This is a genomic window from Shewanella donghaensis, from assembly GCF_007567505.1.
GTDB lineage: Bacteria > Pseudomonadota > Gammaproteobacteria > Enterobacterales > Shewanellaceae > Shewanella > Shewanella donghaensis.
Genome location: NZ_CP041783.1, coordinates 2,700,538 through 2,714,620, shown reverse-complemented (window position 1 = coordinate 2,714,620; position 14,083 = coordinate 2,700,538). Strand labels below are relative to the sequence as shown.

The following is a 14,083-nucleotide window of genomic DNA, read 5'->3' as shown; positions in this document are numbered from 1 at the left end:
TTCGCATTGAAGAATGTTAATCTGAATGGAAGCGGTAGCGTAAGGCATAGGCCAGTTAATTATAATAAGGATAAATAATGGAACATGGAAGTCCAACTTTTTCAAAATCTTTGAAAAAAAAGGTATATAAGCAACAAGAAGCAGCAAGGGTAGATTCTTTTAATTCAAGAGACACTTCAATACCAGGCCTTAAAGAACGTCTTCTATCAGACAATGAGTCTTACACTGTATTAAACTTTGATAAGCAAGTTTTTTTCCCTATCAGCTTCCGAGAAGCCTTAAAAAAGAACTATTCATTAATCGTTGCCTTATACGAAGAATCCATTGAAGCACATAATTTGTACATAGCTGGTGGAAGGTATCCAGAAGATGCATTTGACTGGTTTAATCAAGCTGAGTTATCTGAATTACAGCAAAAGTTAAGAGTGGAGTTTTCTGCGATTGGAAAAAATTTAGCCTATAAAAAAAGAAGACTAACAGCCTTTAATGCCCAACTATTTCTGTACCAAAATATATTGTCCCCATTAGACCAGTTCACTTTTTATGAAGGCAGACGCTTGCAGTTATTTTTTGAACACACTATTGATTTATTAGTACAGTCTTTTTTAAGTGAATTTATTCATGAACATATTTCACTTCCTGCCAAGAACGATTTTCATAACCCTGCAAGTATTAATTACCAAGGCTTTTGTCAGTCACCTAATGAAGTCCCATTTTTAGATAATCAAATAGGATTATACAACGTAAGAGACTACATAATCGCGGAATCGTGCATAAAAAGTGTTCTTTATGATATTAAAGCTGCAAAAGATAAACCTCTACAAATCGCCCAAAGAGATAATAGGGCAAATATGATTTTTGATATATACGAGCTAATCCCCTTATATATCAGGTCTTGGGATTCCAATAAAAACAAAATTATAATCAATGACAAGTTGGCAATTTTTTTATTTATGGAATTTGGGTTTCCTAGTTTTGCTATTGGTAAGCCTGAAGACCATGCCGAGATTCATACAACTTCAACCTTTAGATTTGCATGGTCTGTAACTCATGATTTTTGGTGTATGGCTAAGCAAGATTGTAAATTACCAGAGTTAGAATTACTTGGTGATTATGTTTTAAATGAGTTTCACAACAAACTTTTATCACTTTATTCAATTCGCCAAACTGAAAAAATCAAAAGTTCAAATGTTGATACTATTGAAAGCGAATATGCTGATTTTACATATAAATATCATGAAGTATTAGATGAGAAGTGTGCTAGTTCAACTTCTGTTAAAAGCCATAATGTTCCCATTACAAAATTTCGTCCCGTACCATCGGTTTCAATGTCTTACTTTTTTAATTTCATGATAAAAACATTTGATTGTCAGGTTGAAAATGGCAAAGGAAGTGAGATGAAAATATGGCGCAAAGGGACAGCGATCTTCACTTTAGGTAAGCACAAACAAGATCAGCAAATTCATTCCTCTCTTATCCGAAGAGTATTAAAAAGGTTAGATATTTCAACGGATGAATGGTTGTCAGCGTTTATAAAAAGGTAGTAGATTTTAAACGTTTTTATAAGCTATCAATCATAATAATGGCTGAATTTTTAATCCATGGTCAAGAAGGGGGTGAAGCTTGATATTAAGACGGTATTTAAAGGTTTGTTACCTAGTTTTCTCGATATTGATATTCTATTATGCTGTTATTACTGCTGTCATAACCTCAAAATTGTAACCCTGTGTAATTGAATTTCATTAGTTTTATTGGCGTTATAACCTACAGCTGTCTAGAAGAGTGATCACAAAAAGTGATCACTTAATGGATTGTGCTTCTTAGTGATCATAGCTTGCGTTGATGAATAAATCTAAGTCTTTGAAAGTTAGCTAGTTAACACTGGGGTTACCGCAATAAGAATGTCTAAACGTTCAAGTGATCACTAAAAACATGAAACGGTTAACAATTTTTTAACTGTTTTTGTTGGAAACATACACTTATTTTATTTAGCGTTGTTCATTCTGTAAGTTCACTGATTGACTTAGTTTTTATTCGGCTAAATTGAAAACCTTTAGCGCCTAATGGTTTGTTATGTTTAGTTGCATTTTTTGCTAGGTAACTGAGGCGATACAGGGCAGCTTGAATGCTGGTTAGATCTTTCGGCTGAATCATATAGCCACAGTGTTTAGGGAAATGGATATTAGTATCTATGACAAGGCTTCTAGCATGCATAGCAATATCAAATGTTGTTTTTGAATGTCTTACTTTCTGGCCATCAAGCAAAATGAAGCCATGATAGTGACACTTCATATCAGTACTATTTATTTCTCGTACCCATCCATAAGCGACTTTAGACTTATAGTGTTTCTTTTGCTTGCTAGTTATACATCGTATAACCTTCTCTATGGTTTTGTTATTTGAAGGTGAGTCGTATAAGGATATGTCAAAGCGGATCATAAACACTTTAGAATGCCACGTTAAGTAGGCCGTTAAGCAGTTATAAATCTTGTTTAAAATATTGCTATCAATACCCTCAGCAAAATTCATTACTTTCCAGCCATAACCCCCTAAAGAAACATCTACGGTATTAGGTATAACTGAACTTTGATAGCATTTAGATGCTAATGGCATATCGTTGGAAAAGCATTGAGACATAATAGTATTTAATAACCTAGCAATAATTAGCCTAATCGATTTGGTAAAAGCTTTATTTTTAATGGCTTAACCAAAATAACTTCGATTTAATCACTTCATTAAGTGGCTATAACAGCCCAATTTGTGTCACTAACATCATAAAAAATGGGCAAATTATGCCCATGCACGTTAGCCTTTATTTTTAATCGTTCAGGGCTTATATCTGTTCTTCTTCCCATTTATAGAGGTCAGATAAATAGACGTACCACTGATTTTTATCTTTAAACGCTTTAGGGCATTCAACTTGTTGTCTTAACCAATTACGTATTGTTTTTGGGCTTTTTCCTAGGCGTGTTGCAACTTGATTACAGTCTAAAACTGGCTCAGGTAAGTGCTGCGATGAGACCAACTGACACAATCTAATACCATTGAGTTTTTTATGTTCGGTCATTGATATCCCCTTGTAGTTCAAATTGCACAACAGGGCGGCTGCGAATCCATTCAAGGATTTCTTCTAGTTTCCAACCAATATGATTTGCACCTAACTGAATGTGCATTGGGAATTGCCCTAATCGTTCTAATTGATATGCGTGTGACCGACTGACAGAGGTCAGAAATAGACGTTGTGCTTCTAAGATAATAGGTTCATTAAACTCATCACTACATGGTTGAAATAGGCTTGTTCTCATAAGGCTTTCCTCATATTCAATTGGCTTGATTGCGCTTGAGGAAGTGATTTTGTAATAAGGTAATTGGAAAGCGAAATTTTAGAGGATTTTAGTGTTTTAGTGGATTTTAAGAGGGTGTCATGATTGAAATAATCATGCTGGTGGCAAGTACCACCAGCAAATTAGCGACTTAATATTAGAGTGATATTATTTGAATTGCTCAGTACGCCAGCCAATGATACGTTGATTTCTTCTAATTGGACTTGCAATCTTTCTGGCTTTAATTCGGCGATATAGCGTGCTTCTGCTGATACTAAGGCGTTCACACATCTGATTGATAGTGATTAATGGTTTGATGTTGATTAGAGGGCGCTTGTTGGCTTGTAATCCTAATGACATGGTTATTCTCCTTCTGTCAGTGTCGGACTGATGACAACTTCACGCGATTTTACCCAATCAAGTAATTCAGATAGTAGCCAAGCAACTGAGCGGTTCGATATTCGTCTACGCTGTGGGAATCGTCCTTGGCGTTCTAGTTGAAATGCTTGCGCCTTACTGATGGTTGTTATCAGTAGTCTTTCCTTCTCTTTAACTAATCGGTCGAACACTAATTCGTTAGCTGCGTTTATATCTGTATGTGTTAAATCTACTTGTTTCATTTGTTTTTCCTCATTTCCAAAGGGCTTAATTGCGCTTGGTTTGAGGACTTTAAATCGCTTGCAAGTAAAAACTAAATTTTAGAGGGTTTTAGTAAATTGGTGTGGAAGTGGTCAATGCTATGAATATTTTCGCATGACATTTTTTATAGGTGATTTTGGTGAAGCTGAGGGTGGGTAAGGACTGGGGCAACAAAACAACGGGGGTACATATGGGGGTACATATGAGCAAAAACGGGCTTTTCGTCGCCGAAAAACCCGTTTTTATACAACAACCTAAGAGTCGATTCTTAGTTCATGCCGTATTTTTTTAATTTTTTGCGTAAAGTGCCACGGTTAATACCTAGCATGTTCGCTGCACGTGTTTGGTTGCCACGTGTGTGTTGCATGATGATGTCTAGTAAAGGTGCTTCAACTTCACTTAATACCATTTCATATACTTCAGACGCTTCTTGACCGTCTAACTGAGAGAAGAAGTTTGTTACTGCGCGCTTAACTGCGTCACGTAATAATTGTGGCTTGATTGTACCGTTAGCGGTTTCAATCTTACCTACGGTTAGCTGGTGAACTTCTGTGTTAGTTGTCTGATCAAACATTCTATTCTGCTCTTTATATTAAAAATTAACTAATTCATCAAAGTAACATTCCACTAGGGAATATTGTTGTTCAACGGTTTCAAGCCTATTGAAGTCAGCACGGAATTGTCGCTGTTCTTCTTGGTTTAGGTACCATCCCATATGCTTTCTAGCAAATCGGATACCTTTGTACTCGCCGTACAATTTGTACAATTCGCTAAGATGTTCGAGCATGATTTCTCGCTGCTCGCTCGCCTCAACTGGCGGTAATTTGTTACCTGTTTCCAAGTAGTGGTGGATTTCTCTAAAAATCCACGGTCTGCCTTGGGCTCCTCGTCCTACCATTACAGCATCGGCGCCAGTGTAATCTAAGACGAACTTAGCTTTCTCTGGACTGTCGATATCTCCATTGGCAACAACAGGGATTGAGACATTTTGTTTTATTGCTTTGATAGTGTCGTATTCGGCAAAACCTTTATACATACACTGCCTCGTGCGTCCGTGAACGGCTAAAGAGGCAATGCCACAATCTTCGGCAATATGAGCAATTTCAACACCATTACGATGTTCAGGTTGCCAGCCTGTGCGAATCTTTAGCGTTACGGGTACATCAACTGCACTAACAACAGCCTGTAAAATCTCTTTTACCAGCTGGGGATCTTGCATTAATGCTGAGCCTGCAAGCCTCTTATTCACTTTTTTAGCGGGGCAACCCATATTGATATCAATGATGTGGGCACCTTGTTCAACATTGAACTGGGCGGCCGCGGCCATTAAATCAGGATCTGCACCTGCAATTTGTACTGAACGAACACCTTCTTCACCAGAATGCATCATGCGCTGGCGGCTTTTATCGGTATCCCAAACATCAGGATTCGATGAAAGCATTTCTGAAACCGCTAGACCTGCGCCATAGCGTAAACAGAGGTTTCGAAAAGCGCGATCGGTGACACCTGCCATTGGTGCCACGATCAGCTGATTTTTCAGTTGATACGGGCCAATTTGCATTGCGTTATTCACCTTGCTCGTCAAAGGGGCGCTATATTAGCCCTTTTTTGCGTTCCTGAAAAGGTCAATAAATGAACTAAATGCAACTTTTTTACTTGACTTTTTGTTGGACACTCGGAAATGCACCTTTTGACGTAAAACTAGCTGCCATCAGGGGTGCGCTGCCTTTACCGTTATTTACGTGTGCCTGTCAAGCGGCTCCAGTCGTCTTTGTGAGCGGCTTCATCCATGATGAACCACTGACTGTAAAATTGTGATATCTCTTCCGCTTGCTCTTGTAAAAGGCCTGAAAGCGCCAATTTTCCACCTGTTTTGACTTTTTCTGCAATTAGAGGGGCAAGTTCGCGAAGTGGGCCTGCGAGGATGTTTGCAACTAGGACATCTGCTTGCAGATTCTCTGGTTGGTTCTCGGGTAAATATAGTTCGAGTTGGTCGACAACGTCGTTACGCTCAGCATTCGCAGTTGATGCGTCAATGGCTTGATAATCAATATCAACACCGGTGACTTTCTTTGCGCCGAGTTTAAGTGCTGCAATAGCCAAAATACCTGAGCCACAACCAAAATCGATGACTTCTTGTTGTGACAAATCAAGGCTGTCTAACCATTCAAGACATAACGCCGTTGTTGCATGTGTACCCGTACCAAAAGCTAGACCTGGGTCAAGGATGACATTGACCGCATCAGGCTCTGGGATTTCACGCCAGCTTGGGCAAATCCACAAACGTTTGCCGAACTTGATTGGGTGAAAGCTATCCATCCACTCACGAACCCAATCTTTATCTTCAATCTGTTCGATTTTATGGGCAAAACCTTTACCTAGATAAGGTAGCGTTTCAAGCAAAGTTACGGTTGGGGTTAAATCAAATCCCGCATCAAAAAGCGCCATAATTACGGTGTCTTGCCAAAGCGGGGTTTCACCTAGCTTTGGTTCAAAAATAGGGGTGTCTTTACCATCTTCATAGGTAATAGATACGGAACCTTGCTCCATCAAAATATCGCCGAGAGCGTCTGCATGGTCGCTGTGAGTACTGATGCGCAATTGTATCCAAGGCATGGATATGTCCTATGAGTAAAAATTTTAAGGCGGCTATTGTACCTGTATCAGTATCAAAACAGCAGTATTTTGATGGTAATTTATTCTAAGTGGCATAAATCAGTAAATTTAAGGAGAAAATTGCAATTGATTAATGATTAAGCTGTTAATTCGAATGATTAAATTATTGACAGTGAGGTTCTTGTTTGAATCTTGTTATAAATTAATGAAACAAAAGGTAAATTTTGAGTTCTTAAATTTGAACAATCTGTGAATGTGATCAACTTCTAAAAGATGATCAATGGTAAGTGAACTCGATCACGGAATAATTGACTGCGCCGCTTGAATAAAAATAGAGCTGATAAGCTGAATTAACCAGAAAATGTGTCATTTATAGGCATGATAACTATGACCGCTTCATTAAAAACAGCTAAAACAAAAATTCATGATGTGTCTTCAAAAGGTTACTTAAATCCTATTTGGGCAGCTAGAGCCGACAAACTACAAAGTGCTACCGGCTTACTGCTAGGCATATTCATCATTATGCATCTGCATTTTGAGTCGAGCATTCTTATCAGTAAAGAAGCGTTCTACCATGTGGGTCACTTCTTAGAAGGGGGCATCTTTAGTGAAACAGGTCATGGCTTCCCAGTTGTGACCAAATTCATTTCAGCATTTATGCTGATAGTGGTATTAGTCCACGCGTTATTTGCCTTGCGTCGTTTTCCTGCGCAAATTCAGCAATGGAGAGCATTACGCAGCCAAATGACCATCATGCCGCACCAAGATACTAAAATTTGGTTCTGGCAGTTAATTACTGGCTTCTTATTGTTCTTCCTCGCACCAGTTCACTTGTTTGACATGATCACTAATCCTGAAATTGGTGCGCATTTATCTGCGGAGCGTGTTTATCACCAAGATGTATGGATGTTGTATGTATTGCTATTACCTGCCGTCGTGTTGCATGCCATGTTTGGTTTGTATCGCCTAGCGGTTAAGTGGGGCGTGACCACCAAACGTACGGCCGCATTAAAGCTTGCCAAAATCATGGTGGTTTACTTAATGATTATTGGTATCGCAAGTTTATTAACCTACATCTTTATTGGCCAATCATTGGAGTTACCTGTGACGCCTTTTGTACCGAGTTAACGCTGTTAGCTATTCAAACTTACTTAACGCTGTGGTTAACCATTTGGGTTTATCGCTTAGGTCATAAAACGCCTAATACCGTATTAAAGGAAAGCCAGTGAAAATTATTTATACAGATTCATTAGTTGTCGGCGCCGGACTTGCTGGTTTGCGCGTTGCAATCGCATCAAAAGAACGTGGTTTAGACACTGTCGTGTTGTCGTTAATACCTGCAAAGCGTTCACATTCAGCTGCTGCGCAAGGTGGTATGCAAGCCAGTTTAGGTAATACCGTTAAAGGTATGGGTGATGATGAAGACGTTCATTTCCAAGACACTGTAAAAGGGTCTGACTGGGGCTGCGATCAAGATGTGGCGCGTATGTTTGCTCATTGTGCACCAAAGGCTGTACGAGAATTAGCAAATTGGGGCGTGCCTTGGTCTCGTATTACTGCAGGTGACCGTGAAGTTGTCGTGAATGCTGAAAAGGTGACAATTACTGAAGCTGAAGAAGCGCACGGGTTGATTAATGCTCGTGACTTTGGTGGTACTAAAAAATGGCGTACTTGTTATACCGCTGACGGCACCGGACACTCATTACTTTATGCCGTTGATAACAAAGCCATTGAAATGGACATTCCTGTCCATGAACGAATTGAAGCGTTATCACTTATTCATGATGGTAAGCGTTGCCACGGCGTTATTGCTCGCTGTTTAGTCACGGGTGAATTACGAGCTTACATTGGTAAATCAACCACGATTGCAACAGGCGGTTATGGCCGTATTTATGAAGTGTCTACCAATGCGATTATTTGTGAAGGTATTGGCCAAGCGTTAGCGCTGGATACCGGTGTTGCAACACTAGGCAATATGGAAGCGGTACAATTTCACCCTACTGCGATTGTACCAGTGGGCATTTTAACCACAGAAGGGTGTCGTGGTGATGGTGGCTTATTACGTGATAAAGACGGTCATCGTTTTATGCCAGATTACGAGCCAGAAAAGAAAGAGCTTGCCTCACGTGATGTGGTATCGCGTCGTATGACCGAACATATGCGTAAAGGAAAAGGTGTCGATAGTCCTTATGGGCCGCATTTGTGGCTTGATATTACTTTGCTTGGCCGCAAACACGTCGAAACTAACCTGCGTGAAGTAAAAGAAATTTGTGAAAACTTCCTGGGTATCGATCCTGCTAAAGATTGGATTCCAGTTCGTCCAACTCAACATTATTCAATGGGTGGGATTCGAACGGATGCAACGGGTGAAAGCCCACAATTAGCGGGTTTGTTCAGTGTCGGTGAAGCTGCATGTTGGGATATGCATGGTTTTAACCGTTTAGGTGGTAACTCACTGGCAGAAACGGTTGTCGGCGGGATGATCATTGGTAAATACGTTGCTGACTTTTGTGAAAAGAACACCCTAGAAATCAATACCGATTTAATTGAAGCAAGTAGCAGTAAATTATCTGAAGAAATTGACCGCTTGTTGGTCGGTGAAGGCACTGAAAACGTTTTTGATATCAAGCTCGCAATGCAGCGTATTATGATGAGTTATGTTGGTATTTTCAGAAATGGTCCTGAACTTGAGAAAGCTGTCTCTGAACTGAAAGCCTTACTGGTTCGCAGTAAAAATATTGGCCTTAAATGCAAAAAACGTCATGCAAACCCTGAACTCGTAGAAGCACTTCGAGTGCCACGCATGTTGCGCGTTGCGTTAACCGTTGCTTGTGGTGCTAATGCACGGACTGAAAGCCGCGGTGCTCACGCCCGTGAAGATTACCCACAACGTAACGATAAAGAGTGGCTAAACCGTACATTATCAACCTGGCCTGATGAAAATGCGTTGGAACCACAGTTAAGTTACGAGCAACTTGATGTGATGAAAATGGAGTTACCACCTGGATACCGTGGTTATGGTAACGACAATGCGATTGCTCATCCTGATACTGCCGTGCGTGAAGTTGAAATTGAAAAAATTCTAACAGAGCTGGGTGACGATGCTAACCGCTTTGAAAAGCAAGCCGCCGTTATGCCGTTTGAATTGCCTGAAACATTACGTCCGCGTAATGAAAGATTAAGTGACACCCTAACGGTGCCAGGAGAGAAAACCTAATGACCAGCCCACGTACTATCAGTTTTAATATCTTCCGCTACGATCCACAAGATCCAAGCGATAAGCCAAAAATGGTCACTTACGAGATCACTGAAGCGCCGGGCATGACGGTATTTATTGCGTTAAATATGCTACGTGAACAACAAGATCCTTCGCTGCAATTTGATTTTGTTTGCCGTGCCGGTATCTGTGGTAGCTGCGCTATGGTGATTAACGGTAAACCGACATTAGCTTGTCGTACCTTAACGGCTAATTTCCCTGACGGTAAAATTACTTTAATGCCATTACCTGGTTTTGAGTTAATTGGTGATTTGTCAGTGGATACCGGTAAGTTTATGCGTGAGCTCGCTGAGCGTTTACAGTTATGGCTACAGCCTGATGCTAACGATATCGATATTCATCGCTTAGAAACGCCAATGGACCCTGCTGAAGCGGCTAAATTGTATGAACTTGAACGCTGTGTTGAGTGTGGTGTTTGTGTATCTGCATGTGCTACCAAGCAAATGAAAGACAGTTTTGTTGGCGCAGTCGGGATGATGAAAATAGCCCGCTTTGAGATGGATAGCCGTGATATTCGCACCGCTGAAGATTTCTATCATGTGATTGGTAATCAAGACGGCGTATTTGGCTGTATGACATTACTGGGCTGCCAAGATGCTTGCCCTAAAGATTTGCCGCACATGCAACAAATTGCTTATTTACGTCGTAAAATGGCACAAACCATAGTGAGCTGTTAATTTAGTCCGCTTAATATAAAAAGCCGCTTATCAGTTTAGGTAAGCGGCTTTTTTGTCGATGGGTTTAGCTGTTAACTACATGCTTAACTCATAGTTGGAATATGAAATAAGCTTTGCCTCATTCCTTGTTTGTCATTTTGATCAAATCAATGTCGTGGTATTTAGTACACATCAGATTTAGACCGTAGGTTTCTATCCTTTATTTCCAAACTCCGTTTGAATCAAAGTCGTGGTGCTTCGCCCACACCAGAGTTAAGGGGGAAACTGCTTGTCCCCCTTAACAATCCCTCAGCACCCTAACGAAAAATGCTGAAAAGCGCATAATTTTCGATGGGGATTGATCCAGCTTTTAACTTCGTTTGTAGCTTTCCTCGATCATTGTCGAAAAGCCCTAACGCTTCCGATAGGCCATCCGTGGCCTAACGAAAGCTAGCTTGGCATCCATGCCAAGCTCACGGCCTTTTCTCGATGACCTCAATTCAAATTGAGTCTTTTAGTCTTTTAGATTTTCTAACTTTAGCTCTTTCAATTACCACGAATGCAGTCAAATCGAAGAGACAATAATCCCAGTGTAGATGCGTTCAAGACCTTCGAAAACATGGATGTTTTCGTAGAGCCCACATGGATGTGTTTATGGCGTGTCTTGGATGCATCTGCACATTAGCCTGCGGCAGGCAATGGGTTAAATTGAAGTAATGGACTACTAAAAAAGAGTCAATATAAATGAAGTATAAAGTTGGTGGTCGTAACACGTTTTTGTCCAAAAATGAGTATCAAACTTTATCCATTGAAGACATTGGTAGGTATAACTAAACCAAAGGTGCCAGCTGCATTAATTCGGCAATATTTTGCACGCCAAGTTTTTCCATTAATTTAGAGCGGTGTACTTCAATTGTCCTGACCGCGACGCACAATTCGTTCGACATTTGCTTGTTAGTATTGCCTGCGATAACGAGCTCGAATATTTGCTTTTCACGTGCTGATAATCCTTCAATAAGGCGAATGTTAGAAAGCTTCCAATGCTGATTGGCGCTGTAACTCAAGCCATTCTCAATAGATTTCGATAACACATTGCCTTGGACTGGTTTTTGGAAAAAGTCGAAAGCGCCTTTTTTAAAGGCATCTACGGCCATGGGAACATCACCGTGTCCAGTGAGAAATATTACCGATAATGGACTGTGCGCTTCACTTAGCAACTGCTGAATTTCTGGGCCTGTTAGCCCTGGCATTCTGGCATCTAAAATGACACAGCCAGGCAAGGTCAGATCGATTGATTCAAGGAATTTACTACCTGAATTGAAACTAATGATTTTGTAGTGGTAGCTGTCCATCAGGTAAGTGATGGAATCAATAATTGCCTCATCATCATCGACAAGATATACCGGGCCAGAAGTTATATTTTGCACGCAAATTCCTTTCACTCTCCATATTGATAATTGATAAATATCTCAGTTTGAAACCTTTGGCTAACTTTATTTACACAAAGCATGAATCACATCACGTTGATTAGGGACGACTCTAACGTAAGCTTATTAAAGTTCATTTATTAAGGATGCTAACTTGCTGCGTTTTATATTGGGTTTACTGGTTATATGTTCAATGTATCCTGCGTTTTCAGCCTCTTCAGAGCCTATTAATCAAGAAATGCGTATTCAAGCGTTGAGTACTAACGGGCATAAGCCTCAAGAGCTCAACGTTGGTGTATTAGCTAATTGGGGGCACCAACAAGCAGCTGAGCGCTGGGCTCCGATGATGGCATATTTAAATAAACATATTGATGATGTGAATTTTAATGTTTATCCAGGAGATTTTGAGGCGCTTAATGAAGCTATGGAACTCGGTACCATTCAATTCATTATTACCAACCCTGGACAATATCTTTATCTCTCCAATCAATATCCATTATCTTGGCTAGCGACGATGCGCTCTCGCCGCCACAATGGGGCAACATCGGCTATTGGATCAGCCATTATAGTTAAGGCCAACAGTGATTATCGCACCCTATTTGATTTAAAACACAAAGTGATTGCTGCAAGTGACCCAAATGCTTTGGGAGGGTATCAAGCCACAATCGGTTTAATGCACAAGCTAGGTATGAAATCCAAAGATTACTTTAGTGAGGTCAAGTTTTTAGGTTTTCCGCTTGATCCATTGTTATATCAAGTGCGCGACGGCAATGTCGATGCTGCGATTACGCCGTTATGTACCTTTGAAGACATGATTGCTAGAGGGTTAATTAATGCTGCTGATTACCGAATACTAAACCCGAGTAAGCCCAAAGGTTTTGACTGCCAATGCAGTACTAATCTCTATCCTAATTGGTCATTTGCTGCTAACGAAAGTGTAAGCAATGTACTCAGTAAAGAAATTACCCAAGCGTTAATGGATTTACCTTCAGATCACCCCGCAGCCATTAAAGCGCAATTGATGGGGTGGACATCGCCAATCAGTCAGCTTGCAGTTATTCAACTATTTAGTGATTTAAGGGTTGAGGTGACAGACGTCAACCGCTGGGAAACTTTACGGAATTGGTTGAATGATAATCGCCACTGGGGCATTTTTGCAGTACTTCTTTTTGTGGTCGCAACGGTTTATCACTTGTGGATTGAATACCGTTTTCATCAAAAAAGTGAGTCATTAATTGCATCGGAGCGCCAATTAAAGCAGCAAGAAATTGCGTTAGAACGACTGCAAAGTGCAGCTATTATTGGTGAAATTGGTGCAGGGCTCGCACATGAGATAAACCAACCTATAGCGGCCATTACCAGCTACAGTGAAGGCGGTATTATGCGCCTACAAAGTCATCAATTACCAGATAATCAAACTGCCATAGAACTGCTAGAAAAAATCCATAAACAATCCACTAGGGCGGGTGAGGTAGTGCACCGTATTAGAGGTTTATTGAAGCGCCGAGAAGCGGTAATGGATGATGTTAATATTCTAACGCTAGTGGATGAGAGTATTTCCTTGCTGCGGCTAGAGCTTGCTCGGCGTGATATTAAAGTGGCTAAAGATATTAAAGGTGAACCGTTTTTTATTACCGCTGACAGAGTTGGGCTGTTACAAGTACTGATCAATCTGATTAAAAACAGTATTGATGCGATTGATGAGCATCAATATGAAATTAATGGAGAAATTAGTATATCTATCCACTTTAAGGATCAGCAAGTCAATATCGTAATCATCGATAACGGCCCTGGTTTAGCACAAGATTCTGATGCGGTAATGGCGACCTTTTTTACCACTAAAGAAGAAGGCTTAGGGCTTGGGTTAGCCATCTGTAATGACGTGATTAAAGAGCATGAGGGAATCTTTAAACTTAAAAATCGCGAAGATGAATCCCATGGTTGTAGTGCGCTGATAGCCTTAAAAAAGCGCGGGAGTAAGCAAAAAATACAGGCGTAGATCGGTGAGTTGGTTCAATATGTGGTTTACCACAATAGTAAAATTTACTTGCTTGTGATGGTGATTTTTGAACTGTGAATAGCGTCACAAAGCATGCTATAGACTTATCGATATGTGGTTTACCACAATATTCAATCTCTCAACCC

Annotated in this window: 14 protein-coding genes; 5 read left to right on the top strand and 9 right to left on the bottom strand. The window is 40.3% G+C overall.

Annotated elements, in window-relative coordinates; genetic code table 11:
- Window positions 1–77 precede the first annotated feature (77 nt).
- Window positions 78–1,544, top strand: coding sequence for a hypothetical protein (locus FPK91_RS11625; RefSeq protein WP_144211407.1), 1,467 nt, complete (start codon window positions 78–80; stop codon window positions 1,542–1,544).
- Window positions 1,545–1,998: 454 nt separating this feature from the next.
- Here the strand turns inward: FPK91_RS11625 and FPK91_RS11620 are convergent, their stop codons facing one another.
- From FPK91_RS11620 to prmA, 8 genes are all read right to left on the bottom strand, one after another.
- On the bottom strand, window positions 1,999–2,613 hold the full coding sequence (locus FPK91_RS11620) for a YagK/YfjJ domain-containing protein (RefSeq protein ID WP_158638085.1): 615 nt from the start codon (window positions 2,611–2,613) through the stop codon (window positions 1,999–2,001).
- A gap of 220 nt (window positions 2,614–2,833) precedes the next feature.
- Complete coding sequence (locus FPK91_RS11615) at window positions 2,834–3,067, bottom strand: helix-turn-helix transcriptional regulator (protein ID WP_144211405.1); 234 nt, start codon at window positions 3,065–3,067, stop codon at window positions 2,834–2,836.
- The gene (locus FPK91_RS11610) at window positions 3,054–3,305 is read right to left on the bottom strand and encodes a helix-turn-helix transcriptional regulator (protein ID WP_144211404.1); all 252 of its coding nucleotides are present in this window, start codon (window positions 3,303–3,305) and stop codon (window positions 3,054–3,056) included. The genes FPK91_RS11615 and FPK91_RS11610 overlap by 14 nt, the downstream gene beginning before the upstream one ends.
- 186 nt (window positions 3,306–3,491) lie before the next feature.
- The gene (locus FPK91_RS11605; protein ID WP_102529533.1) at window positions 3,492–3,683 is read right to left on the bottom strand and encodes a helix-turn-helix transcriptional regulator; all 192 of its coding nucleotides are present in this window, start codon (window positions 3,681–3,683) and stop codon (window positions 3,492–3,494) included.
- Window positions 3,684–3,685: 2 nt separating this feature from the next.
- Window positions 3,686–3,943, bottom strand: coding sequence for an AlpA family phage regulatory protein (locus tag FPK91_RS11600; protein WP_144211403.1), 258 nt, complete (start codon window positions 3,941–3,943; stop codon window positions 3,686–3,688).
- Between the two features lie 287 nt (window positions 3,944–4,230).
- On the bottom strand, window positions 4,231–4,536 hold the full coding sequence (fis, locus tag FPK91_RS11595) for a DNA-binding transcriptional regulator Fis (RefSeq protein ID WP_011494902.1): 306 nt from the start codon (window positions 4,534–4,536) through the stop codon (window positions 4,231–4,233).
- A gap of 18 nt (window positions 4,537–4,554) precedes the next feature.
- On the bottom strand, window positions 4,555–5,523 hold the full coding sequence (gene dusB / locus FPK91_RS11590; RefSeq protein WP_144211402.1) for a tRNA dihydrouridine synthase DusB: 969 nt from the start codon (window positions 5,521–5,523) through the stop codon (window positions 4,555–4,557).
- A gap of 173 nt (window positions 5,524–5,696) precedes the next feature.
- Window positions 5,697–6,578, bottom strand: a complete 882-nt coding sequence (gene prmA / locus FPK91_RS11585) for a 50S ribosomal protein L11 methyltransferase (RefSeq protein WP_144211401.1) — start codon at window positions 6,576–6,578, stop codon at window positions 5,697–5,699.
- Window positions 6,579–6,965: 387 nt separating this feature from the next.
- Between prmA and FPK91_RS11580 the strand changes: the two genes are divergently transcribed.
- From FPK91_RS11580 to FPK91_RS11570, 3 genes are all read left to right on the top strand, one after another.
- Window positions 6,966–7,706 carry a fumarate reductase cytochrome b subunit gene (locus tag FPK91_RS11580; protein WP_144211400.1) on the top strand — a complete coding sequence of 247 codons (741 nt, stop codon included), beginning with the start codon at window positions 6,966–6,968 and terminating at the stop codon, window positions 7,704–7,706.
- A gap of 97 nt (window positions 7,707–7,803) precedes the next feature.
- Complete coding sequence (locus FPK91_RS11575; protein ID WP_144211399.1) at window positions 7,804–9,795, top strand: fumarate reductase flavoprotein subunit; 1,992 nt, start codon at window positions 7,804–7,806, stop codon at window positions 9,793–9,795.
- Window positions 9,795–10,532: a fumarate reductase iron-sulfur subunit gene (locus FPK91_RS11570; protein ID WP_144211398.1), complete on the top strand. Its 738-nt coding sequence runs from the start codon at window positions 9,795–9,797 to the stop codon at window positions 10,530–10,532. The genes FPK91_RS11575 and FPK91_RS11570 overlap by 1 nt, the downstream gene beginning before the upstream one ends.
- Window positions 10,533–11,341: 809 nt before the next feature.
- Here the strand turns inward: FPK91_RS11570 and FPK91_RS11565 are convergent.
- A complete protein-coding gene (locus FPK91_RS11565) occupies window positions 11,342–11,929 on the bottom strand; it encodes a response regulator transcription factor (protein ID WP_405127363.1) in 588 nt (195 codons plus the stop codon).
- Between the two features lie 163 nt (window positions 11,930–12,092).
- Between FPK91_RS11565 and FPK91_RS11560 the strand changes: the two genes are divergently transcribed.
- Entirely contained in the window at window positions 12,093–13,937 is a 1,845-nt protein-coding gene (locus tag FPK91_RS11560; protein ID WP_227006551.1) for a sensor histidine kinase, read from the top strand.
- Window positions 13,938–14,083: the final 146 nt, after the last annotated feature.